At 61.9% G+C, this 22,641-nt stretch carries 19 protein-coding genes; 14 read left to right on the plus strand and 5 right to left on the minus strand.

Features of this window, described 5'->3' with window-relative positions; all coding sequences use genetic code 11:
* The first annotated feature begins 11 nt into the window (after window positions 1-11).
* The 10 genes from hpaH to ATE67_RS02325 all read left to right on the plus strand — a co-directional run bounded on the left by hpaH (window position 12) and on the right by ATE67_RS02325 (window position 9,518).
* Window positions 12-812 (plus strand): 2-oxo-hept-4-ene-1,7-dioate hydratase, encoded by an 801-nt coding sequence (gene hpaH / locus ATE67_RS02280; protein ID WP_058815045.1) that lies wholly within the window; start codon window positions 12-14, stop codon window positions 810-812.
* Window position 813: 1 nt separating this feature from the next.
* Complete coding sequence (locus tag ATE67_RS02285; protein WP_231728014.1) at window positions 814-1,584, plus strand: HpcH/HpaI aldolase family protein; 771 nt, start codon at window positions 814-816, stop codon at window positions 1,582-1,584.
* Between the two features lie 109 nt (window positions 1,585-1,693).
* Window positions 1,694-2,344, plus strand: coding sequence for a UbiX family flavin prenyltransferase (locus ATE67_RS02290; protein WP_156416861.1), 651 nt, complete (start codon window positions 1,694-1,696; stop codon window positions 2,342-2,344).
* Window positions 2,341-2,910 carry a hypothetical protein gene (locus tag ATE67_RS02295; RefSeq protein ID WP_058815047.1) on the plus strand — a complete coding sequence of 190 codons (570 nt, stop codon included), beginning with the start codon at window positions 2,341-2,343 and terminating at the stop codon, window positions 2,908-2,910. Before ATE67_RS02290 ends, ATE67_RS02295 begins: the two co-directional genes overlap by 4 nt.
* Window positions 2,907-4,460, plus strand: a complete 1,554-nt coding sequence (locus tag ATE67_RS02300; RefSeq protein ID WP_058815048.1) for an FAD-binding oxidoreductase — start codon at window positions 2,907-2,909, stop codon at window positions 4,458-4,460. Before ATE67_RS02295 ends, ATE67_RS02300 begins: the two co-directional genes overlap by 4 nt.
* Window positions 4,461-4,494: 34 nt before the next feature.
* The gene (locus ATE67_RS02305; RefSeq protein WP_058815049.1) at window positions 4,495-5,952 is read left to right on the plus strand and encodes an aldehyde dehydrogenase family protein; all 1,458 of its coding nucleotides are present in this window, start codon (window positions 4,495-4,497) and stop codon (window positions 5,950-5,952) included.
* Window positions 5,952-7,430: a non-oxidative hydroxyarylic acid decarboxylases subunit C gene (locus tag ATE67_RS02310; protein ID WP_058815050.1), complete on the plus strand. Its 1,479-nt coding sequence runs from the start codon at window positions 5,952-5,954 to the stop codon at window positions 7,428-7,430. Before ATE67_RS02305 ends, ATE67_RS02310 begins: the two co-directional genes overlap by 1 nt.
* Window positions 7,427-7,666 (plus strand): non-oxidative hydroxyarylic acid decarboxylases subunit D, encoded by a 240-nt coding sequence (locus tag ATE67_RS02315; protein WP_058815051.1) that lies wholly within the window; start codon window positions 7,427-7,429, stop codon window positions 7,664-7,666. Before ATE67_RS02310 ends, ATE67_RS02315 begins: the two co-directional genes overlap by 4 nt.
* 9 nt (window positions 7,667-7,675) lie before the next feature.
* Complete coding sequence (locus tag ATE67_RS02320) at window positions 7,676-9,136, plus strand: FAD-binding oxidoreductase (protein WP_058815052.1); 1,461 nt, start codon at window positions 7,676-7,678, stop codon at window positions 9,134-9,136.
* A 22-nt stretch (window positions 9,137-9,158) separates the two neighbouring features.
* A complete protein-coding gene (locus ATE67_RS02325; RefSeq protein WP_058815053.1) occupies window positions 9,159-9,518 on the plus strand; it encodes a c-type cytochrome in 360 nt (119 codons plus the stop codon).
* On the opposite strand, the gene ATE67_RS20900 is transcribed toward ATE67_RS02325, so the two are convergent.
* From ATE67_RS20900 to ATE67_RS02340, 3 genes are all read right to left on the minus strand, one after another.
* Window positions 9,466-10,011, minus strand: a complete 546-nt coding sequence (locus tag ATE67_RS20900) for a TIGR02444 family protein (RefSeq protein ID WP_082660146.1) — start codon at window positions 10,009-10,011, stop codon at window positions 9,466-9,468. The two genes, ATE67_RS02325 and ATE67_RS20900, sit on opposite strands and share 53 nt — an antisense overlap.
* Window positions 10,012-10,074: 63 nt before the next feature.
* Window positions 10,075-10,962, minus strand: coding sequence for an IclR family transcriptional regulator (locus tag ATE67_RS02335; protein WP_228765588.1), 888 nt, complete (start codon window positions 10,960-10,962; stop codon window positions 10,075-10,077).
* A gap of 208 nt (window positions 10,963-11,170) precedes the next feature.
* The gene (locus tag ATE67_RS02340; protein ID WP_228765587.1) at window positions 11,171-12,130 is read right to left on the minus strand and encodes a DMT family transporter; all 960 of its coding nucleotides are present in this window, start codon (window positions 12,128-12,130) and stop codon (window positions 11,171-11,173) included.
* Window positions 12,131-12,652: 522 nt separating this feature from the next.
* Here ATE67_RS02340 and ATE67_RS02345 point away from each other — a divergent pair.
* A complete protein-coding gene (locus tag ATE67_RS02345; protein ID WP_058815055.1) occupies window positions 12,653-13,858 on the plus strand; it encodes a CaiB/BaiF CoA transferase family protein in 1,206 nt (401 codons plus the stop codon).
* Window positions 13,859-13,925: 67 nt separating this feature from the next.
* Window positions 13,926-14,549: a GntR family transcriptional regulator gene (locus ATE67_RS02350; protein WP_058815056.1), complete on the plus strand. Its 624-nt coding sequence runs from the start codon at window positions 13,926-13,928 to the stop codon at window positions 14,547-14,549.
* Window positions 14,550-14,857: 308 nt separating this feature from the next.
* On the opposite strand, the gene ATE67_RS02355 is transcribed toward ATE67_RS02350, so the two are convergent.
* A complete protein-coding gene (locus ATE67_RS02355; protein ID WP_058815057.1) occupies window positions 14,858-15,487 on the minus strand; it encodes a TetR/AcrR family transcriptional regulator in 630 nt (209 codons plus the stop codon).
* Window positions 15,488-15,689: 202 nt separating this feature from the next.
* Here ATE67_RS02355 and ATE67_RS02360 point away from each other — a divergent pair, with 202 nt between their 5' ends.
* Together ATE67_RS02360 and ATE67_RS02365 are read left to right on the plus strand one after the other, a co-directional pair.
* The gene (locus tag ATE67_RS02360) at window positions 15,690-18,026 is read left to right on the plus strand and encodes a TonB-dependent receptor (RefSeq protein ID WP_058815058.1); all 2,337 of its coding nucleotides are present in this window, start codon (window positions 15,690-15,692) and stop codon (window positions 18,024-18,026) included.
* Between the two features lie 5 nt (window positions 18,027-18,031).
* On the plus strand, window positions 18,032-18,925 hold the full coding sequence (locus ATE67_RS02365; protein ID WP_058815059.1) for an alpha/beta fold hydrolase: 894 nt from the start codon (window positions 18,032-18,034) through the stop codon (window positions 18,923-18,925).
* Between the two features lie 625 nt (window positions 18,926-19,550).
* Here the strand turns inward: ATE67_RS02365 and ATE67_RS02370 are convergent.
* Complete coding sequence (locus ATE67_RS02370; protein WP_058815060.1) at window positions 19,551-22,583, minus strand: TonB-dependent receptor; 3,033 nt, start codon at window positions 22,581-22,583, stop codon at window positions 19,551-19,553.
* Window positions 22,584-22,641: the final 58 nt, after the last annotated feature.

Consider the following 22,641-nt stretch of genomic DNA (forward strand, 5'->3'; position numbering starts at 1 on the left):
AGGGGACCGCCATGGACGATAGGCTCATCGCGACGCTCGCCGGCGAATTGGGCGAAGCCGAGAAGACGCGGACGCCCGTTCGTCAATTGTCGGCCCGCTATCCCGATATGACGATCGAGGATGGCTACCGGGTCGCCCGCTCTTGGGTGGACGGCAAACTCGCATCGGGCCGCCATTCCATCGGGCGCAAGATCGGTTTGACCTCCCGCGCAATGCAGCAATCGGCCGGCATTACCGAACCGGACTATGGCACATTGCTCGACGACATGGCTTTCGAGGAAGGAGGCGATATCCCTATCGATCGCTTCATCAACCCGAAGGTCGAAGTCGAGCTCGCCTTCTTCCTGGCTCGCCCGCTGAAAGGGCCCGGTGTCACGGCTCACGCCGTCCTTGCGGCGACGGACTATGTCGTACCGGCGATAGAGATCATCGATAGCCGCGTTCAAGCCATCGACGAGGTGACGGGAAGCGCGCGCAAGATCCAGGATACGATCGCGGACAATGCGGCGAATGCCGGCATCGTCATCGGCGGGCGTCCGGTCCGGGTCGATGCCGTTGACCTTCGGTGGGTGGGCGCCATCCTCTCGCGCAATGCCGTGATCGAGGAGACCGGCCTCTCGGCCGGGGTGCTGAACCATCCAGCGCGCGGCGTCGCTTGGCTCGCGAACCGGTTGGGGGTTTGGGGCGAGGACCTGCAAGCCGGAGAAATCTTGCTCGGAGGTTCTTTTACGCGCCCCGTTCCCGTCTCTCGAGGCGACGTCATATCGGCCGACTTCGGCAGGCTCGGCTCCATCGGCATGAGATTCGCCTGACGTGCCGTTGCCCATGCCTCCCAATCGCTTCAAAGCCGCGCTGGCGCAGCAACGTCCCCTGTTCGGATTCTGGCTTGCCCTGGCCGACGCCAGTGTGGCTGAAATATGCGCCGGGGTCGGTTTCGACTGGCTGCTGATCGATGCCGAGCACGGCCCGCAGACGCTGCCCGGCATTATTGACCAGCTTCGCGCGATAGAAGGCTGCTCTTCCTGCGCCGCCGTGGTACGCGCACCTTCCTCCGATCCGATCGTGCTGCGGCAGATCCTGGACCTGGGCGCTGCAACGCTGATGATCCCGATGGTCGAAAATGCCGAACAGGCGACCCGGATCGTCGATGCATGCCGGTATCCGCCTGCAGGGAGTCGGGGGATCGGCGGCGCGAGGGCGTCGCGCTGGGGTGCTATCCCCACCTTTGTCTCTGAAGCGAACGCGCAGCTTTGCGTAATCGCGCAGATCGAGACCATGGCGGGGATAGAAAATCTCGAGGCAATTGCCGCGGTCGACGGTGTCGATGCCCTCTTCATCGGTCCCGCGGACCTCGCAGCCTCCGCGGGGCTGATGGGCAGCTCCAACCGGGACAGGCTGCGGGACCTGACGCTGGACGCTCTCGCGCGGATCATCGCGGCCGGAAAGCCCGCAGGAATCTTGTCGCGCGATCTCTCCTTGGTCGATGCCCATCTCGCGGGCGGGGCGAGCTTCGTCGCCGTCGGAATCGACGCATTCGCGCTCGCTGATGCGGCCGGGAGGCTGCTGGAACGCTTCAAGCCATGATGCGCGACGGTGTCACCCACTTATCCCTTGCACAATGAGCAATGGATTGTATGGTGTGCGTCAACAATAGAATCGGGAGCGGGTCTGCAATGGCGATTTCTGGACCGAAATGCGACGCGATCCGCCGGGTCCTGTGACGCTGCGGAGGATCGTTATTGCCGTGACTGGCGCCACCGGCGCAGTCTACGGTCTGCGGCTTCTCGAAATGATGCGCGATACGCCCGGCTTCGAAACGCATCTCGTCGTTTCTCAGGCCGCTGTGCTGAATATCCGTGAGGAGCTACCGCTGACGCTGAAGCAGTTCGAAGCGGCAGCCGACGTGGTGCACAATGTTCGCAACGTGGGAGCCTCTATCGCGAGCGGATCCTTCCTTTGCGAGGGTATGGTGGTCGCGCCATGCTCGATGCGGACTCTGGCCGCAATCGCCAACGGGCTGTCCGACAATCTCATCACTCGTGCAGCCGACGTCATGCTCAAGGAGCGGCGCAGGCTGACGCTGATGGTCCGCGAAGCGCCGCTCAATCTCGCTCACCTGCGCAACATGGTCGCATGCTCTGAAATGGGCGCGGTCATATTTCCGCCTGTTCCCGGCTTCTACGCGCGGCCGTCGACGGTCCAGGACATCGTCGATCACAGCTGCATTCGCGTCCTCGATCAATTCGGAATTCATCGGGACCAGGACCGGCGCTGGACCGGCCTCAGCAGTGCCCAGATCACGCGCCTTGAATCGACCGAACCTTCGGAAAGGGTAAGCCAATGATGAACGAGCTTAATCGCCGCGACTTGCTCGGGGCAGGGCTTGTCACCGCTGGATTGGCAGGGGTCGCCGGCCTCGGCTCCGTGCCTGCGCGAGGCGAACCGGTCCGGGTGGTGCGGCAGCAGGGAATCCCCGAAAGCATCCGCTTCTCCGATGCGCTTGCCTCGGAGGTTCCGACCGCCAGCGCGTTGGAGGTTGGGCCTGGGCTGGACGAATTATTCGGATACCGCCCGAGCGGAAAGGGCGTGATTGCCGGACTGACCTCCGACCCGGTGGCGATGATCGCCGGTCAGCTTCTGGTCGAGGCGGGCGCCACTCCGATCCTGCGCTGGGACCATAGTTATGGTGCCGGCCGATGGACGCACCGGATAGCCGGCCAGCCAGGCTTCGCAGGTGTTTCGCAATTCACATGGCCGGCCGTTGCTGCGATGCGCCTCCGCGACGAGCTCGCCGGACGGGCGGCCGGGCCGCGGGAGTCGGTGTGTGCCTCGGAGATTTGCGGCTTGAGTGCGCGCAGTCCCGGATTTCTCGTGACCTGGGCATTTCGCCTCGACGGAGGTGTCCGATGACGCCCAACCTTCCCGAGGGCATTGCTGCTGCCGACTTCTCGCGCCTTCTGGAGGAGCTCTCCGGCGTCGTCGGGAAATCCTGGGTGTTCGTCGACGAGCTTCCTCTTTCAAGCTACCGCGATGCATATTCGCCTCTCGCCGACGGCACGCTGTTGCCCTCGGCGGCCGTTGCTCCAGAGAATATCGAGCAAATTCAGAAAATTCTCGCGATCGCGAACAATTATCGCGCGCCGTTGTGGACGATCGGGACCGGGCGAAATTTTGCCTATGGCGGCCCGGCCCCCCGCAAGTCCGGATATGTCATCCTCGACTTGAAGCGCATGAACCGGATCATCGAGGTCAACGAGAAATATGGCTATGCGCTGGTCGAGCCCGGCGTTTCCTACATGCAGCTTTACCGGCACCTCCAGCGGATCGGCAGCAAGCTCTGGATCGATCCCGCCGCGCCGGCATGGGGCGGCGTGATGGGGAATGCCCTTGAACATGGCGCCGGCTACACTCCGTACGGCGATCACTTCATCATGCAGTGCGGCATGGAAGTGATGTTGCCGGACGGTCAGGTCGTGCGCACGGGGCAAGGTGGAATCGCGGGAAGCAAGAATTGGCAGATCAGCAAGCATGGCATCGGTCCCCAGTTCGATGGCATGTTCACCCAATCGAACTTCGGCGTTGTCACCAAGCTCGGCATCTGGCTGATGCCCGAACCACCCGGGTACAAGCCGTTCATGATCACCTTCCCGCGGGAAGAAGATCTCGAGCAGATTTTCGAGATCACGCGCCCGCTCAAGGTTAACCAGATCATCCCGAATGCTGCTGTCGCAGTCGATCTGCTGTGGGAGGCATCGGCAAAGACGACACGCCGCCACTATTATGACGGAAAAGGCCCGGTTCCGCCGTCAGTCCGGGCCAAGATCGCATCCGATCTCGATCTTGGCATGTGGAATTTTTACGGCGCGCTTTACGGGCCGCCGCCCATGATCGAGAACAACTGGAAAGTCATCGAGGACGCATTCGGCAGCATCCCGGGGGCGAAATTTCACTTCGCGCGCGAAAACGACCCGGCATGGGACTATCGCGTGAAACTGATGCGCGGCGAACCCAATATGACCGAGTTCAGCATAATGAACTGGATCGGGGGGGGCGGGCATGTGAACTTCTCGCCAATCTCCGCGCCGAACGGGGCCGAGGCGATGTCGCAATATAATCTGATCAAGCAACGCTGCCACCAGTTCGGCTTCGACTATATCGGCGAATTCCTCGTGGGGTGGCGCGACATGCATCACATCCTGATGATCATGTACAATCGCGCCGACGAAGCGATGCGCAAAAGTGCATACGACCTGTTCAGCCTCCTTGTGGACGAGGCCGCCGACGCGGGCTTCGGCGAATATCGCACCCATCTCGCCTTCATGGACCAGATCGCGAAGACCTATCGCCACAATGATGGAGCGCTATGGGACCTGCACCACCGCCTGAAGGATGTGCTCGATCCGAATGGAATTCTGTCGCCAGGCAAGCAGGGTATCTGGCCGAAGGCTGCGCGCGGCTGATGTCGGCGTCCCTTGATCTCCCGGGATTTTCATCATGACCCATGCCCGTCCCCACCTTCACCACTGGATCGCCGGCGAGTTCGTGGCGCCCGGAGATGCCGGATATTTCGACGACCTCAACCCGGTTGACGACAGCCTTTACGCGCGCGCCGCGGCAGGGACGTCCGCCGACATCGAACGGGCCGTTGAGACGGCCGACGATGCCTTCCGCAAGTATCGCCACCTGCCGGCAGCGGTGCGCGAGGATTGGATGGTGAAGGCGTCGGCGCTGATCGAGCGCGACGCCGGAGCCTTTGCGGATGTCCTCATCGAGGAAATCGGCTCACCGATCGCGAAGGCCGGTTTCGAAACCCGATTTGCCGCGAGCTTCCTGCGCGCCGCGGCGGGTGTGCCGCGCCGTATCCGTGGCGAGACCATCCCTTCGGACGCCCCCGGCAGGTTCAGCATGAGCCTGCGCGAGCCGGTTGGCGTGGTCGCGGGCATTACCCCGTTCAACGTGCCGTTGATCAAGGGGATCAAGCAGTCCGCAATGGCTCTGGCGACGGGAAATGCCTTTGTCCTTTTGCCCTCCGAGTCTGCGCCGCGGGTTGCCGACATGCTTGCCCGGCTCTGGTCCGAGGCCGGCGTTCCGGCTGGGCTTTTCAATGTCGTCTATGGCGACGGCGCGCGCATCGGAGACACGCTCACGAGCCATCCGAAGGTACGCGCGATAACCTTCACGGGCTCATCGCGCGTCGGAAGGCATATTGCGGCGATCGCCGCAAGGGAGCTGAAGAAATACACGCTCGAACTCGGCGGCAAGAGCCCGCTCGTGATCTGCGCCGACGCAGATATCGAAAAGGCGGTCGCGGCTGCGATCTTCAGCATTTTCATGTATCAGGGGCAGGTCTGCATGGGCGCCTCGAGAATCTATGTCGAGCGACCGATATTCGAGGATTTCTCGAAAGCGTTTGCCGCGGCCGCCTCGCGGCTGACGGGGGGCGATCTCCGCGACTCCTCGACGATGCTGGGGCCGATAATCTCGGATCGCCAACGGCAACGCGTCCGGCGTCACGTTGACGACGCCAGGGACAAGGGCGCCAATGTGCTGGCGGGAGGGCAATGGCTCGGAAATGTGTGCGAAGCCACAGTCCTCGCCGGCGTCATGCCGGAGATGGACGTCGCAAGGGAGGAAACCTTCGGTCCCGTGACGTCGCTCTATCCGTTCGACAGCATGGACGAGGCCCTGCGCCTCGCAAATGATACCGAATATGGCTTGAGCGCGGCGATCTTCACGCGCGATATCGACAAGGCGCTGAAGTTCGCGCGCGAAGCGGAGGTCGGTATGGTGCATATCAATGCCCCGACCCTGCACGATGAGCCCCATGTTCCATTCGGGGGTGCGAAAGCCTCCGGTTTCGGCCGGGAAGGAACCGAGGTCGATCTCGACATCATGACCGAGTGGAAGTGGGTCACCATTCAGACCGGCGCCGCTGGTGAAGGAGGGCATTGATGGAGCGGGCAGACGGCAATTTGCGAAGCAACCTCGCGGAGCGCGCGCGAGGGGTCGGATCGCTGCGCGACTTCCTGGAGCTTCTCGAGGAGCATGGGCAGGCGGTTCGCTGGAGCGACCGCGTCATGCCCGAACCCGACCTTCGCAATATCGCCGTCGCGGCTTCGCGGGACGTCAACAACGCGCCGGCGATCATATTCGACAATATTGCGGGTTATCCGGGGAAGCGAACGGTCGTCGGCGTCCATGGTTCGTGGGACAATATCGCGCTGCTTCTCGGGCAGCCCAAGGGAACCACGATCAGGGAGATGTTCTTCGATATCGCGGGTCGATGGGGCGATGCCTCGGCGCAGATCAGCCGCGTGTCGGAAGGGCAGGCGCCCGTCCACGAATGTCGCCACGAAGAGAATATCAACCTCTATGATATTCTGCCCGTTTACAGGATCAACGAATATGATGGCGGCTTCTATCTTGCGAAGGCGTCGGTCGCATCGCGCGATCCGCTCGAACCGGACGATTTCGGCAAGCAGAATGTCGGTATCTACCGCCTGCAGATCCAGGGACCCGATCGCTTCAGCCTGATGACGATCCCGGCCCATGACATGGGCCGGCAGATCCTGGCCGCGGAGCGGGAAGGGGTCCCGCTCAAGGTCGCGGTGATGCTCGGCAATCATCCGGGCGTTGCGCTTTTTGCCGCGACCCCGATCGGATATGATGAATCCGAATATGCCTATGCCTCGGCGATGATGGGAGCACCGATACGCCTCACCAACTCCGGAAACGGTATCGATATCCTCGCCGACAGCGAGATCGTGATCGAAGCGGAACTCGTCCTGGGCGAGCGCGTCTTCGAGGGACCGTTTGGAGAATTCCCGGGCTCGTACAGCGGGGTTCGGCGCGCCCCGGTATTCAAGGTGACGGCGGTATCGCACCGGCAGAACCCGATTTTCGAGAATATCTACATCGGGAGGGGCTGGACCGAACATGACACGCTGATCGGCCTTCATACCTCCGCGCCGATCTATGCGCAGCTCCGCCAGACCTTTCCTGAAGTCACCGCGGTTAATGCGCTTTACCAGCATGGGCTGACAGGCATCATTGCGGTCAAGAACCGGATGGCGGGCTTCGCCAAGTCGGTGGCACTCCGCGCCCTCGGGACTCCGCACGGCCTGATGTATCTCAAGAATCTGATCATGGTCGATGCCGACATCGATCCGTTCGACCTGAACCAGGTCATGTGGGCCCTATCGACCCGAACGCGCGCCGACGACATCATCGTGCTGCCCAATATGGCAATGGTCCCGATCGATCCTGCCGCCGTGACGCCCGGGAAAGGGCATCATCTCATTATCGATGCGACCAGCTACCTACCGCCTGATCCGGTCGGCGAGGCTCATCTGGTATCCCCGCCCACCGGACCGGAAATCGAAGAACTTGGCAAACGCATTCGCCAGATGCAGCGAGGAGACGTGCGGTGACGCCAGCGCAATGCCCAAGATGCGGATCCGACGGTAGCACCGCCGATTTTCGCGGTGTCGATGACGGTGAGACCGTCTGGACGATCTGGCGCTGTAACGATTGCTGCTTTTCCTGGCGCGACAGCGAGCCGGCAAGCGCGATCGACCGCAAGCTGCGCGCCGGGGAATTCGCTCTCGACATTTCGGACCCCGGGCGGTTCCCGGTCGTCCTCCAGCCTTCGAACTTCCAGAAATAGGAGCTCCAAATGGACGCGACGCGACAAGCCGCGGCGGTCAACGCCATTGAAGCTTCGGTGGGAGGCGCCAGTTTGACGCGCGATCCCGCGATGTTGGAGCCGTTTCGATCGGGACGCAATCTGCCGATAGCGATTGTCGCGCCGGCCGGCGAGGAGGAGCTTTCCAGGATCCTCGCCGCGGCACGGTCGGCAGGCGCCGCACTTCAGCCGGCATCCCGGGCGGCGCCGGGGCGCGATGCAGCCGCGCGCGACAAGATCATCATCCTCGACCTTTCCCGCATGAACAAGATCCTCGAGGTGAACGAGGAACTCGCTTATTGTCTGGTCGAACCGGGCGTCACCTTCCAGCAATTGTCCGAGCATATCAGCGAGCGCGGCCTCAGACTCGGGATCGATTGCCCCGGCGATCCCGATGAGTCTGTCGCTGATGCCTTCATCCAGCGCCGCGCCGGTTATACGCCATATGCAGACCATTATCTCATGCAATGTGGCCTCGAGGTCATGTTGGCCGACGGTCGCAGCGTGCGGACGGGCATGGGAGCCATGCCCAAGAGCACATGCTGGCAGCTGTTCAAATTCGGGTACGGCCCATGGGTTGACGGCCTCTTCACGCAGTCCGACCTCGGGATCGTCACGAAGGTCGGCCTCTGGCTGATGCCCAGTCCGCCCGCGGCCAAGCCTTTCGCGGTAACCGTGCCGGGAGAAGACGACCTTGCGGCCCTCTTCGACGTGCTCGGTCCGCTCAAGACCAACATGGTGGTTCCGAACGGCGTTGCGGTCGCGAATGCCCTGCATGAGGCAGCCCTCGCGGGCAAGACCCGACGCGACTTCGCCGGGTCCGGACCAATGAAGGCCAGCGAGATCGGAAAGGCCGGAGCGTCGTTAGGTCTTGGATATTGGACGCTCTACGGCTCGCTTTACGGCTTGCCCGAAAATGTCTCCATTGCCTGGTCGATGATCTCGGATGCTTTCTCGTCGATCAACGGCGCGCGCATTCTGTCGGGCACGGACTTCGCGAACCGCGGGTTGTGGGATTGGCGGGCCGGCATGATGAGCGGATCCGTCGGCGCGCCTCCGGGGCGCGTGCCTGCATGGGCCGGCGGATCGTCGATGCGCGTCAGCCCCGTGAGCCCCGTCGACGGCGCGGACGTCTTGCGCCTCTACGAGCTGTCGCGGGACGCTGCCGGGCGTCATGGGTTCGACTTGTTGACAGAAGCCAACGCAATTTGGCGCTCCGCTCAGCATCTGCAGCATATTTGCTGGAATGGAAGCAGCGAGGGTAACGCGAAGGTTCGAACCTGCGCGCAGGAAATCATCGAAGCGCAAGCGAGCGCCGGTTTCGGTCAGACGCATGTGGAAGCTTCGCTGGCGGGGGCTGCCCGGGCAAGTTACGAGAGCGGCGCCACGGCGCAGCTCCACGCCCGGGTCAAGCGCGCGCTCGATCCCGCAAATCTTTTTGTTTCTGCCTGAGCGGCGCAGAGGAGCTCGAACCATGAAGATGGGAATTCCGGCTATCGCCCTGCTGATACTCGCAGCCTGCTCGAAGCAGAACGGGGAGGTCAAGCCGGACGGGATGGAACTCTACGCCCTCCACTGCGCGGGCTGCCACGATCCGGGTCCGGGTCATCCCGGAACGATGCTTCTTCAGGAGCTTGATCGCCCGGTCGCTTCGCTGATCGGCCGAACCGACCTCGACGGCGATTATGTCCATTCGGTCGTGCGCAACGGTCTTGTCGAGATGCCGCCGTTTCGGCCGACCGAGATATCGGAAGACGATCTCCAACTCCTCATAACCTATCTCAAGACGGCAAAGGTTCCGCCGAAGCCGCCGGCCCGGCCGACTGGAGGATGAGCCTCGCGAGGTGGTGAAGATCTGGGGCTGCGGCGATTGCACCGGTTGCACGGGCATAGGCAGCGAGGCTCAGATCTGCCGCGTCAACGGGGTTTTGAATGCTCGCGGCCGACGATAGCCGCGCCGATGTCGCCAATATCTGTTGTACGAGGCGTTCGCCTGCAAGTTCTGCCTCTTTCACCAGGGCACGGGTGCGCGCAGCCGCTGGAGCGATATCATCTTCGGCCTCTGCTGCCGCCTTCAGCCATCTGCGCGCGCGACGGAGCGGCCAAACCACCTCGGCGTTGGTCGGTGCGACCTCGCCCACGAGACGCTCGATGTCGCATTCTTCGACCGATGCCGACCGGCTTTGCGCGATCCAGCAGCAGAACAGCAGGACATTGACGTCGAGCCCATGATCGTCCTGCAAGGTCAGGCACAGGCGGGCAACACCGGGGCGAGCGTAGGCGTCTAGAGAGAAATTCCAGAAAAAGTCCGGGTCGAGTTCAATCATCGCCTGACCACCGAGTGGCCTTAAAGACCGGGCTCAGCAGGCGACGACACCGCGAGCGCCGGTTCAGGATGCAGCACGCGCCTCGTCCGGCTGCCATCCCATCGCGAGACTCGCCTCATTGGCCGCGGCTTTCACCTTGTCAACATTGCCCTGGCAGAAGAAGTGCTTGTCGGACATCCGGCCAAGGACACCGATCACGGCTACCGTCTTGCCCTGCATGTCGAAAATCGGCACCGAGATGGCGGCAAGCCCAGGTACGACCTGACCATCAACCTTGGCATAGCCCTGGCGCCGGATCTCGAACAGCATTCCCTGAAGTTCCGTCTCGTCGATCGCCGCGCGAGCCGCCCGCTCGCGCTCGAGGAGGGTTTTATAGGCAAGCGGCGGCTGGAAGGCCATGAACGTCAGGCCTGCCGAGGAGTGCTGGATTGGAAGGACCGAACCCACGTGCAGCGACGTCGCTATGGGAACGCCTCCGTCGAGCCAGCGGATAATCGTCGGGCCATAGTCGCCCCAGATCGTGAGCAGCCCCGTGGTTTGAAGGTCATCGGCGAGTTGCCGCAGGTAGGCGGTCGTAATCCGGATCACATCGAGCCGCGAAAGGGCGGATAGGCCGACCTTGAGGGCCATCGGACCAAGCGAATATCGGCCGTCGGAAGGCTCCTGCTGAACCAGCCCGGTGTTGATATAGGCCAGGAGATAACGGTGAGCCTGACTCCGCGACATGGCCGCAGCGGCCGCGATGTCTCGTAGGGGAGCACAGCCGCCAGGGCAGGAAATGAGAGCTTCAAGTACGCGGACGCCCGTCTCGACCGACTGGATACTCTTCCGGGGCCTTGGGGCCTGAGCCGATCGGGGTGCCCGCGAACCAGTTTGGGCAGGCGCCTCGGAGGGTGCGATGTTGTCGTCTTCCACGTTCGTCTTGCGCACGCTCTTGCCGAGTCGTTCCAAAGTATTTCCATTCCAGTCTATGCAAGTCCGCGGCCCGTCACAGAAAGCGCGAACCACGATCACTATAAGCTCGCTAGATACAATTCATCGCGCGCAATGCAAAGGCGTTTCTTGGTCGGGAACGGGTGCATTCCTATGCGGTCGTGGCGCTACGCGTGCGATCCCCGGCGCCATAAGGGCCCCGCAAAGCTGGATATCCGCCTGCGCCCTAGCGTGAGATCGGCTCAGCTTCGGCTGCCTTGGGCTCTGCTTCGCCGACCGTGGGCGAGGCCTCGGCCCCTCGGCGCGTCGCCAGGAAAACGCCCGACGCCACGAGCACCGCACCCACGAGGTGAAACGGCGCGAGGCGCTCGCCCAGCAGCAGGATCGCAAGTCCAACCCCGAATATCGGCGGCAGGTTCATATAGATGCTGGCGCGGGAGATGCCGATGAGGTCGACTGATCGATTGAAGAAGAAGTAGGCGAGAAGCGACGGGAATATTCCCACATAGAGAATGGCAAGAACGACCTCGGCCCGTGCCGCCATATAATGGCCTTGGGCGATCTCCAGGGAATATGGCAGCGCGATACTGGCCGCCCCGACACCGAACAGGGTGACCAGGAAGCTTAGCTGATGGATCGCGGGCCGTTTGCGCAGCAGCGTCGAGTATAGCGAATATAGAAAGACGCCGAAGAGCGCGGCGGCATCTCCGCGGTTGAATGTCATGGCGAGCAGGTTCGCCATGCTGCCCTGCGCCACGATCACCAATAGTCCTGCGAGGGAAACCAGAGTGCCCACGAGCTGGCCAGGCGTGATCTTGTCTCTGAAGACCAGTGTTGAAAGAAGCAGGATCATAGACGGCATCGCGCCTTGCATCATCAGATTGTTCGTCGCCGTGGTATATTGAAGCCCCCAATAGACGACGAGGGCAAACGCCCCGATACCCAAGGTTCCGAGCAGCGCGAGCATTTTCCACTCGCGCAGGATTTCCCTGCGGTCGTCGACAAGATGCGGCCAGGCGAAGATCATACCGACGCCCATAGCCACGACCCACCGCCAGAACGCCATCCCCAAGGGTGACACCAGATGGTGGACGGCCCGCGCGACGATGGGGTTGAGTGCCCAGAAAAGCGACGCGGAACACAGTAGCAGGCTCGCCGAGCCCCAAATCCGGTCGCGAACGGCCATCATATGCTTACCGACATTCAACAGCTCCTTTTCCGGGTTGCGCGGTCGCTCTCCGGATCAGGCGAACAGGCTTGAATAACGAGCCTTGCTGAGCCATTGAGTATTGCACATAGTGCATCACATTCGTCGTAATGCAATAGCGGGGTGGGGGGCGACATGGATTTCCGGGACGAACAGCGAAGTGGCGGGCTTGTCGAGGAGCTGGCCCGATGGGGACATGCTGACCCGGAAAGGACCGGTAGATCCGTCAGCGCGACGATCGCTCCGATCGCAGCGCGACGCGCCGGCAATTCTTCCCGGTCCGCTCCGGCGTCTCCACCGCGAGCCGAGATGGAGTGCTGATGGATTCGGATGTGAAATATCTTGGGCAGTCGGCGTCGTGGAACGGCTTGCTCGGGCTTGGGAATCTGGAAGCCGGGCCTGATGTCACTTCGCCACGAGCGGGGCGGCGTGATGCGCCATGCGACGTCCGGGTCGAGACGTTAAGATGACAAGCGGGCCCTTCGCGAAGAGATGTGAGCAATGAACCGGTTGCTCGCGGGCGTCCGGATTCTTGACCTTAGTCGCGTGCTGGCTGGGCCATGGGCGACGCAGCTCATGGCCGATATGGGGGCCACCGTGATCAAGGTCGAACGACCGCAGGAGGGGGACGATACGCGCAAATGGGGTCCCCCATGGCTGCACCGGAATGATGTGCAGACTTCGGCCTATTACTTGTGCGCAAATCGCGGCAAGCTGGCGCTCGCCGCCGACTTCGCCAGCTCCGAAGGTCAGGAACTCGTCCGGACCCTGGCCGCCGGGTCGGACGTCGTCGTCGAGAATTTCAAGGTTGGCGTGCTCAAGCGATATGGATTGGACGCGGAAAGCCTGCGCTCTCTTAATCCCCGGCTGGTCTATTGCTCGGTCACGGGATTTGGCCAGGATGGCCCCTACAGCGGCCGCCCGGGCTACGACTTTATCGCTCAGGGCATGGGAGGCCTGATGAGCGTGACGGGCTCTGCCGAAAGCGGTCCCATGAAAACAGGCGTCGCGCTCTCGGATATCATGACCGGCCTATACGCCACGGCTGCGATCCTTGCCGCTCTCTTCAAGCAGGGTCGCACCGGCTCCGGTTGTCATCTCGACGTTTCCTTGCTCGACGTAACGGTCGCGACGCTCGCAAATCAGGCCTTCAACTATTTTGCGACTGGGCAGAACCCGCCCCGCTACGGGAATGCGCATCCCAATATCGTTCCCTATCAATCATTCCTGGCCGCTGACCGCGGGATCAATCTCGCGATAGGAAATGATTCGCAATTCCGGCGATTGTGTGAAGCGGTCGGCCGCCCGTATCTTGCAGAAGATCCCCGCTTCGCCACCAATGGCTCCCGCGCCGCTCACAAGTCTGCGCTTGAGTGCGAACTGGTCCCGTTGTTCGCCGCAGCCAGCGCCGACACATGGATCGAGAGGCTGGACGCGGCCGGTGTCCCGGCAGGGCCGATCAACGAGATCGCCGACGTATTTGCCGATCCTCATGTCCGGCACCGGGGAATGAAGGTCGAACTCCAACATGAACATCTCGGTGACCTTCCCGGCGTCGCAAGCCCGATCATGATCGACGGGAAGCGGGCTGTCGCTTCGAGCGCGCCACCGATGCTCGGTGAAAACACCGACGAAATTCTGGCTCGCGACCTCGGTTTGAACTCCGGCCAAATCGCCGCTTTGCGGGCTCGGGGCATTGTCGGATGAGACTAGGGATCGCTTGGGTCCGGGCGGGGCTAACCAACGTCCGAATAGCGAGCGCGAGGCTCGAGCGATGAGCGCCAACAAGCGGGACACGCTCTATGACGAACTGTTATGCCGACTGATCTGCGGGAAATATCGCTTCGGCGATCGGATAATCGTGAACGACCTCGCTGCGGAAACCGGTGCCAGCCGGCAACCGATCGGAGCTGCGCTAAATGCGCTGGCGGTAGAGGGATATGTCCGCGTCGTGCCTCAGGTCGGCTGTGATGTTGTCCATCCGAGTCCGGGAAGAATCGACGATTTTTTCCGCTGCCTCGTCCTTGTGGAGGAGGAATTTGCCGGCCTTGCGGCTGCGCGCGGCGAAGGAGGGCGACGGGCCATCATCGTCGCCATGCGCACACTCGCCAGTGAATGGGACGGCCTTGCGGATAGCGAAAAGCTCCTGCGAGGCAAGGAACTCCTGGACATTGTTCACGCGATGGCTGGATCGCCGCTCATAAACCAGAAATTCGGATCGTTAATCAGCATGGCGAATTTCTTCGTCATGCAATCCTCCGACACAGCGCCTGACTTGCGAGGATTTCAGGACCGGCTGAACGGACTGATCGAAAATGTGTCCGCAGGAGATGTGGAAGGATCCAAAGCCGCCGCCCGGATCCACATCGAGGGTCTGGCGAAATCCTGTCTCTCTTGATGCAATTGCCATTATGTTCTGGAGCCGCGGTAGGTTCGGTTCCGACTGAACTTCGGCGTCCCCTCCCGCCACGGCGCTTGGAGCGCTCCGCCGAGGGCCGAAGCACATCAATATCTCGCCCGAGCTCCTCGATGTCCATGACGAGGCCGGCATGTCGCTGGAGCACCCGACAGTCTTCGCGATTCCGTCAGCCCGCTCAGCGGAAATTGTGAAGCATTGCGGTCTCGTGTGTCAGCCGACCGCGCGTTCGCAGCCATAGTTGACGAGTGCTTTGGTGAGCGGACCAGACGCTACCGGGCCATAAACGATTATTGCCGCTCGCTTCCAGTCGACAGAAAGGCTCTGCATACTTCCCGTAGATCATCCTGCCCGGCCGCCAGCATCGCATCGCCAATCAGGTAGGAGTAGATGAGAAACGCCCGTGGCCGGGCATCATCTGCCGATATCCCAGAGGCTGCGACCACAGATTGGAAATAGAGGAGGCGATGGTGATCGATTTCCCTCATCGTTTGGGAGGCGCGGAGATCATCATAAGCCCAAAGCCGAAAGCCTGCCTCGATGCGCGCCCGTCGTTTGGCGCGATCGGAGGTTGAGATGGCAAAGACGCGGGCCAGGCGATCGAGGGGCGGCTCGTTGATTGCACTCAGTTCTGCAATCACCTGCAAGGTGGAAATCCGGCGCCAATGGGCAAGAAGTTCGTCCAGAAACGCCTCGCGTGACCGGAAAAGGACATAGAAACTGCCCTTGGTGACGCCAAGATCAGCGGCAAGGCGGTCAATCCTCACCCGCTCCACACCACCGATCGCCATCGCGTCCAGCGCTGCCTCAAACCAGTGATCTTCGTCGAGCTTGCGCTTGGGACCGCGCTTCAGTGCGCGAGAAGGAGGCGTACCGTCGCCTTCGCGCCCCGCGCGCTTGATTGATCGGGTACCGGACATAGCGGCCTGCCTATCGGACTGCTGTCCGGACGGTCAAGTTATCATATATACTTAGAGGAATGGATTAATCGGCTTCGTCGGCATACGCCCGATGCTGAAGGTGCCGATCGTCATTTTCCTAGGAACATACGAAGTTGACGACTCGTTCACCTCGGCGTACGAGTTTCTCATACCATATAGAATCAATTAGGGGAGAGGGTAGATGATCATTCTGGGAAAAGCCGTGCGTGCGGTCATTATTGCCGGCGTGGCCTCGGGAGCCGTCGCGGCTGCACATGCGCAGGAGGGGGCGCCTGCCAGGACAGAAAGTGCGGCGGCGGCGGACGACGGTAGCGAGATCGTTGTCACGGCTCGTCGCCGCGAGGAAACTCTCATCAATGTCCCGATCGCGATCACCGCGTTCAGCGGGGAAAAGCTCGAAGCACAGGGCGCGATCGACATTACCGATTTGTCGAACGTCACGCCCAACGTCACCCTCGAGGCGTCGCGCGCAACCAACTCGACGCTGACTGCGTTCATTCGCGGCGTCGGGCAGCAAGATCCCGTCTCGGGTTTCGAGCAGGGTGTGGGCATCTATCTCGACGACGTGTATCTGAATCGTCCCCAGGCTGCCGTTCTTGATATTTATGAAGTAGAACGGATCGAAATCCTTCGAGGACCGCAGGGAACGCTCTATGGCCGCAATACCGTCGGCGGCGCGGTCAAATATGTCACCAAGAAGCTTCCCGACGAAGCCGAGATCAACCTGCGAGCCGCCTACGGAAGCTACGATCAGCGTGACGCGGTAGTAAGCGCGAGCATGCCCGTCGATTCAGGCCGTATCCTTCGTGTCGGTGGCGCGTTCGCATCGCTCAATCGGGACGGTTTCGGCGATAATCTGACGACCGGCTTGGACAATTACGATAAAAAGGTGATCGCGGCTCGCGGGACCGCCGAGGTGCACGGAGATCAGATCTTCGCCCGGCTCACCGGCGACTATACCCATGACATGTCGAATCCGAGGGGAGGGCACAGGCTGATCGTGAGCCAGCTTACCGGCGCGCCCGTCTTGTCCGATGTTTATGACACGCGAGGAGCTCTCAACACCCCAAAGCAGGACGTCGAAGCGTGGGGCGCGTCGCTCTTCCTCGAGGCGCGTCCGGCTGACAGCATCATGTTCCGGTCCATCACGGCATACCGTGCTGACAAATCGGCAGGCCCGATCGATTTCGACGCGCTCCCATCGGAAGATACGGACGTTCCGGGGCTATATGACAATACGCAGTTCAGTCAGGAAATTCAGCTGCTGATCGACACCGATCGCTTTCACGGTCTGATCGGCGGCTACTATCTCGACGCATCGGCGCTGACGCAGTTCGATGCGCGCATCTTCACAACTGTGCCGACCCTTGCGGCATATACGAGCGCAGACGTGCGGACCAACACGCTCGCCGCCTTTGGCGATTTTACATATGACTTCTCTGATCAGTTCAGCTTGTCGGTCGGCGGGCGCTACACGTGGGATGAACGTAAAGCCCAGATACTTCGCCAGAATTATCTCGGCGGCGGATCTACTGTCTTTGGCGGCGCGGGCGTGCCGCTGGGCGGTCCGTCGACCAATTTCAGGGGACGTAGTGTGTTCAGCAAGTTCACGCCCCGCGCCTCGATCAGCTTCAAGCCGACGCCCGATCACAATCTTTACGCCAGTTACTCCCAGGGCTTCAAAGGGGGCGGTTTCGATCCACGCGGGGTTGGCGCGAACGCACCGGACCTGAATGGAAACGGCGTCCGGGAAAATGACGAGGTCGCCGCGTTCCTGAGCTTCGCACCCGAGTCGGTCGACAGCTACGAAATCGGCTACAAGGGCGCCCTTTTCGACCGGCGACTGACGCTGGCGCTCGCAGCATTTCATGCCGATTACAAGAATGTCCAGATTCCCGGATCGGTCGGCTGCACGGTCGCCGGCGTGCCAAGCTTCTGCGGCGTCGTGAGCAACGCGGGCAAGGCTCGGTTTCGCGGCGTAGAGGCGGAAGCAAATGTCCGGCTCCCCGGCGGCTTCAGCCTCGCCGGGACGCTCGGCTATATCGATGCCGAGTACAAGGAGTATGTGACGCTCGTGGCGGGAGCGCCCGTGGATGTCGCAGATTTCCGGCAGGTACAGAATACGCCGAAGTGGACCTCGAGCGTTACGGCTGCCAATCTGATGCCAGTCGGTGACGGGAGCATAAACGCGTCTGCCACCTGGTCGTATCGTTCGAAGACTTACCAGTTTGAGATTCCCAACCCGTTCCTCGATCAGGACGGCTACTCCCTGTTCGACGCCAATCTCGTGTACCGCGCGCCGGGCGGGCGCTGGTCGGTCGGCCTCCACGGCAAGAATCTGCTCGACAAGCGCTACAAGACGTCGGGTTACACATTCATGGCAGTTGACGCCCGCACGGGCGCCTTGCTCCGCAATGCGTCCGGGAATCTCATACCCGCTCTCGGAAGGGAAGGGACGCTTACAGCATTCTACGGCAATCCTCGCCAGATATTTGTCGCAGCGTCGGTGAAGTTTTGAGGCAGATGGCAATCGAAAGCGCAGTGCGCGAGATTGGCTATGTCGATCGCTGGTGGCTGTCGCGTGACGGTCTCGAGCTGTACGCGCGCGACTATGAAGCCGCGGCCGGCGCAGCGCGGTTGCCGGTGGTTTGCCTTCACGGACTTACCCGCAATTCGAGTGATTTCGAACTTCTGGCGCCGCAGCTTGCGGCCGAAGGCCGCCGGGTGATCGTGCCGGATGTCCGCGGCAGGGGCAAATCGGCAAGAAGCCCCGACGCGGGTCGCTACGCCGTCCCTACCTATGCTCGTGACTTGCTGGCGCTTCTCGACGCTCTGGGCATAGGCCGCGCGATATTTGTCGGAACATCTATGGGCGGGCTCATAACCATGGCGATCGGCGGGCTGCGGCGGCGCGTTGTTGCTGCGGCGGTCTTGAACGACGTAGGGCCGGAGATTGCTCAGGAAGGTATAGATCGGATTACAGGATACGCCGGAAAGGCGGAAGCTATCCGAAATTGGGATGAAGCGTCCGCCTATATGCAAAGGATCATGGCGGATGCTTTCCCGCAAGGCGGGCGCGCCGACTGGGATTTGATGGCCCGCCGTGGATTTCGTACCAATGCGGACGGCAGTCTTGAACTTGACTATGATCCGGAAATTCGAAAGCCGCTTAGCGCCCAGCCCGTCAAGCGCTCGTCCTGGATCGCTTGGTGGCTCTTTCGAAGACTTGCCAGACGTCCGGTCTTGTTAATGCGGGGTGAGCATTCGGATCTGGTTACCGCAGCGATCGCCGCGAAGATGCAGCGTTCGGCTCCATCTATCACGGTGGCCGAAATCGCAGGTGTCGGGCATGCTCCGATGCTGAGCGAACCGGACGCCGAAAGGGCTCTGTTCGACTTCCTACAGCCGCTACCCTGATATTTCGCTCAGGCCAAATATGAACGTACATCCCCGGCCGGTGTGGAGGATCACGCGCTTGTCAGGTAGATCATTCCGCGAAATACCGGGTCGGTGAACTCGACTCCGCCAGCGTCGACGGCCTGTTCTATCGCTCTGCTGCAAGCCTTCTCGAACGACCGGTCTTCGGCCCGCTCCGCGAGATGCACGCCCGATTCCTATTGTGCCTCTCGAGTGACGCAAACCCGCTGGGTTCGCTTCCGGGCTCGAATTTGGCGCAGCCGCCGCTATGCTCGGCCCCAGCGCGCATCGGCGTCGCCCTGCCGCGTCTTGCCACCCGGAAGGGCCATGGCTCGCCCCACTCCCATTGCAGGTCCTGAACATCTTGCCGAAATCTTGCGATGCACGGGTAGGATCCATCGCGCTGCACTGGTGCAGCTTCGCCTGTATAAGTCATAATGGCAACGGCACGAACCTGCTCGGGCCAACACTGTCGTGTGCGCGACTTTCAGGGCTGCCCGATCTTTGATCCGCCTCGCGACGACCATTGGCATCGGGAGCCAGTCGCCAGCGCGAGATTTTCACGGGGCAAATCCCATCCGTCCTGCAGCCGCATCCACCGCGCGCGCCCCCGCAGAATCGGCGGTTAGAACTTCACGCTGACCCCTGCGGTAACGCGGCGATCGGTAAGCCCCTGGAAGCAAAGCAGTGCCTTGTTGTTGACGCAGTACTGGTTCTGGTCGCCGCGCAGCAGGTTGATGCCCTCGACCCCGACATTGATATTGTCGGTGATGTCATAGTTGATGCTGGCGTTGAGCTGTCCGCGCGCACCGTTGATCAGCGGCAGGCCGAAGAAGAAGGGGTCGTTCGACACATAGCTCGACCGCCATGTGTAGCGCAGACGCGCGTTCAACCCATATTTGTCGTAGAAAAGCGTCGCGTTATAGGCATATTTCGACAGGTTGGTCAGCGTGATCAGGTCGCGCGAATTCGGGAATCCGAGCTGGGTGAACACAGTCCGCGGGCCGTCGGCGACGCGATATTCGCGCGCAGAGCCGCCGGTCTTCTGATAGGTGAAATTGCCGATCACGCCGAAGCCCGAGGCGAAACCGAGCGTGTCTTCCCACGCCGACAGATCGTGCTGGAAGGCGACCTCGATCCCCGTCTGCGTCGTGCTTCCGGGCACGTTGAAGGTCGAACTGCGCGGCACGCAGATGCCGACGCCCTGGACCGGATTGTTGATGTTGCGATTGGCGATCGGGTTGTAGATGCCGCCGCCGGGGCAGGCGGGGTCGATCGAGATGTTGAGATTGCCGTTGGCATCGAGATTCGGCGCCGGATCTTCCTGCCGCTGCGCGAACAAATTGGTGCGGCTCTTGTGGAAGAAGCCGATGCTGACCAGGCTCGACGGCGCGAAATAATATTCGCCCGACAGGTCGAACGACCACACCGCCTCGGGAACCAGATCGGGGTTGCCGACCGCGACCGGCGTGTTCGCGCCCGTCCCGAAGGAGAAGGAAGTCGACAGCGTGTCGAAATTGGGCCGGCGGATATCGCGCGCGATGCCGGCGCGGACGAGCAATTTGTCCGCGGGCTCGAGCACCAGGCTGAATCGCGGCAGCAGGAAATTATAATTGCTCTTCGCCACCGTCTGGCCGGTGACCGTGCCGTTGGCAATATTGTTGCCGGTCGACGACAACCTGGTGCGCAGCCAGCGGAAGCCCGCGTTGCCGCGCACCGGCATGCCCGCGATTTCGCCCTCCATATTCGCCTGAAAATAGGCGGCGTTGGTCGTCTCCTTGATGCTGAAGAAGCCCGCGAAGGATTCGGTCGGCGTCGCGAGCGAGGCGACCGCGGGGCCCTGCGTGCGCGCGGCATTGCTCGCCGCAATCGCTTCGTTGAGCGCCGCGAGGACGCTCGCCGGATCGCGGAAGGCGAGGCCGCCGTCGATCAGCAGGAAGTCGGGGAAATAGAGCCGGCGCCCGTCGGCGGCGTTGAAGTTGCTCGGCCCCGGTATCAGGATGTCGGAGAAGAGGTCGCCCGACGGCCGGTTCCACGCGGTGGTGGTATTGGTCAGGCTGACATTGTTCGAAAATTCGCTGTTCTCGGCCGAGGTGCGGTTCCAGCGCCAGCCGAAGTCGATCGAGGTCACGAAGGGGTTGAGGTCGGTGGTGTCGTAGGTGAAGTCGAGCCGCGCCGCGCGTTCCTGGTTATCGGTAGAATTGGCGCCTTGGGTGACCTGCTGCAGTTGATAGTTTGCCGGGTCCAGTAGTTCGGCGGTCGATGGGGCGAAGGGGCTCGCCTGGTCGATCCCAAACTGCAACGTCCCATTCCTGAGGTCGAATTCGAGCGGTACGCCATTATCGATACTTCGCCCGATAACCGGCTGCGGTCCGCGCGGGTTGATGAAGTCGAGGGTCGTCGAAAAGTTCGGGAAGTCCGACTTTGAAGTGGAAAGCGAAGCTTCCGCCCGCATATGCAATTTTTCGGTGATCTGCCACTCGGTTCCGAGGTCGAACACACGGCTTTTGGTCACTCGGGCGCCAGTGTCGCTCGACATCCTGAGATTCGGGTCGATGACCGTTCCCGTCGAACCGCCGATCCCTATCGTGCCGGCAACTGCAGCCTGTACCGAGCCGAGATCTATGGGGCCGTTCGGGCCGTCGAGCGTTCCGAAATCGACGGTCTCGAAATCGGTATTGTTCATAGCGTCGACCACGGAAGGCGTCGCGGTGCCCGACACCTGGACGCGGTGGCTTTGTTGCCCACGCTGCTGGTTGTTCAGCGTCGCGTCGAAATAGAATTTGAGATCGTCGTTGGGCTTCCACTCCAGCGCGGCGGTGCCGTTGTACGTCTCATATTCGAGATTTTCGAGTCCTTGCTGCAGGAACTGGATACGGAGAAACGGGAAGGCTTCTGCGCTAGGGCCCGATCCGGGAAGAACAACGGCGTCGCGATCGACGCGCGGTCGAAACGACGCGACGTCCTGCCGCGCATAGCTGCCGCTCACCACGATGCCAATCTCGCCGATGCCGGTATCCCACCGGTTGCCGAGAGTCGCCGAGAGGCGCGGAAGCGTCGTTTTCGACAGGTCGCTGTTTTCCATCTGCGCGCGTGCGGCGATCAGCGGGTCCTTAAGGTCGAGCGGACGGATCGTGCGCAGGTTGATCGTGCCGCCGACCGATCCCTCGATCGTCTGAGCGGTCGGGACCTTGGTGACCTCGACAGAGGCAATCAACGCTGCCGGAAGATCCTCGAAGCTGATGCCCGAGCGGCCGGCGCCCGATCCGACAGTCGATACGCCATTGATCTCGGTGCGGTTGGCGTCGGTGCCGCGGATCTGCACGGCATTGCCGACGCCGGCCTGGCGCGTGATCTGGACCCCGGTGACATTTTCCAGCACTTCGGCGAGGTTCTGGTCGGGCAGCTTGCCGATGTCCTCGGCCTGGATGACCTCGACGATATTGTCCGAGGTGCGTTTCTCGCCCAGCGCGGTGGCAAGGGAGCTGCGGATGCCGGTGACGACGATCGCTTCATCGCCTGTCTCGTCTGTACCGTGCGCCTCTGTGCCCTGCGCAAACGCAGGGACGGCGAGCATCGCGAGCGCGGTCGAACCCAGCAGCGCCGCCGCGAAATTGATGTTGCCGCGCGAACCGCGCACGAGGCTGCCCCGAATCATCCCACTCTCCCTATTCGGCATTGTTTTGCGGGACGCTCGCTTTGTCAGACCAATATGT

This window comes from Sphingopyxis sp. H050 (genome assembly GCF_001468265.1).
Lineage (GTDB): Bacteria > Pseudomonadota > Alphaproteobacteria > Sphingomonadales > Sphingomonadaceae > Sphingopyxis.

What these genes read in the sequence shown, in the direction of transcription:
- hpaH (WP_058815045.1), top strand. Translation starts at nt 12, where the DNA reads ATGGACGATAGGCTCATCGCGACGCTCGCCGGCGAATTGGGCGAAGCC.
- ATE67_RS02290 (WP_156416861.1), top strand. Translation starts at nt 1,694, where the DNA reads ATGCGACGCGATCCGCCGGGTCCTGTGACGCTGCGGAGGATCGTTATT.
- ATE67_RS02295 (WP_058815047.1), top strand. Translation starts at nt 2,341, where the DNA reads ATGATGAACGAGCTTAATCGCCGCGACTTGCTCGGGGCAGGGCTTGTC.
- ATE67_RS02300 (WP_058815048.1), top strand. Translation starts at nt 2,907, where the DNA reads ATGACGCCCAACCTTCCCGAGGGCATTGCTGCTGCCGACTTCTCGCGC.
- ATE67_RS02305 (WP_058815049.1), top strand. Translation starts at nt 4,495, where the DNA reads ATGACCCATGCCCGTCCCCACCTTCACCACTGGATCGCCGGCGAGTTC.
- ATE67_RS02310 (WP_058815050.1), top strand. Translation starts at nt 5,952, where the DNA reads ATGGAGCGGGCAGACGGCAATTTGCGAAGCAACCTCGCGGAGCGCGCG.
- ATE67_RS02320 (WP_058815052.1), top strand. Translation starts at nt 7,676, where the DNA reads ATGGACGCGACGCGACAAGCCGCGGCGGTCAACGCCATTGAAGCTTCG.
- ATE67_RS02325 (WP_058815053.1), top strand. Translation starts at nt 9,159, where the DNA reads ATGAAGATGGGAATTCCGGCTATCGCCCTGCTGATACTCGCAGCCTGC.
- ATE67_RS20900 (WP_082660146.1), bottom strand. Translation starts at nt 10,011, where the DNA reads ATGATTGAACTCGACCCGGACTTTTTCTGGAATTTCTCTCTAGACGCC.
- ATE67_RS02340 (WP_228765587.1), bottom strand. Translation starts at nt 12,130, where the DNA reads ATGGCCGTTCGCGACCGGATTTGGGGCTCGGCGAGCCTGCTACTGTGT.
- ATE67_RS02345 (WP_058815055.1), top strand. Translation starts at nt 12,653, where the DNA reads ATGAACCGGTTGCTCGCGGGCGTCCGGATTCTTGACCTTAGTCGCGTG.
- ATE67_RS02350 (WP_058815056.1), top strand. Translation starts at nt 13,926, where the DNA reads ATGAGCGCCAACAAGCGGGACACGCTCTATGACGAACTGTTATGCCGA.
- ATE67_RS02355 (WP_058815057.1), bottom strand. Translation starts at nt 15,487, where the DNA reads ATGTCCGGTACCCGATCAATCAAGCGCGCGGGGCGCGAAGGCGACGGT.
- ATE67_RS02360 (WP_058815058.1), top strand. Translation starts at nt 15,690, where the DNA reads ATGATCATTCTGGGAAAAGCCGTGCGTGCGGTCATTATTGCCGGCGTG.
- ATE67_RS02365 (WP_058815059.1), top strand. Translation starts at nt 18,032, where the DNA reads ATGGCAATCGAAAGCGCAGTGCGCGAGATTGGCTATGTCGATCGCTGG.
- ATE67_RS02370 (WP_058815060.1), bottom strand. Translation starts at nt 22,583, where the DNA reads ATGATTCGGGGCAGCCTCGTGCGCGGTTCGCGCGGCAACATCAATTTC.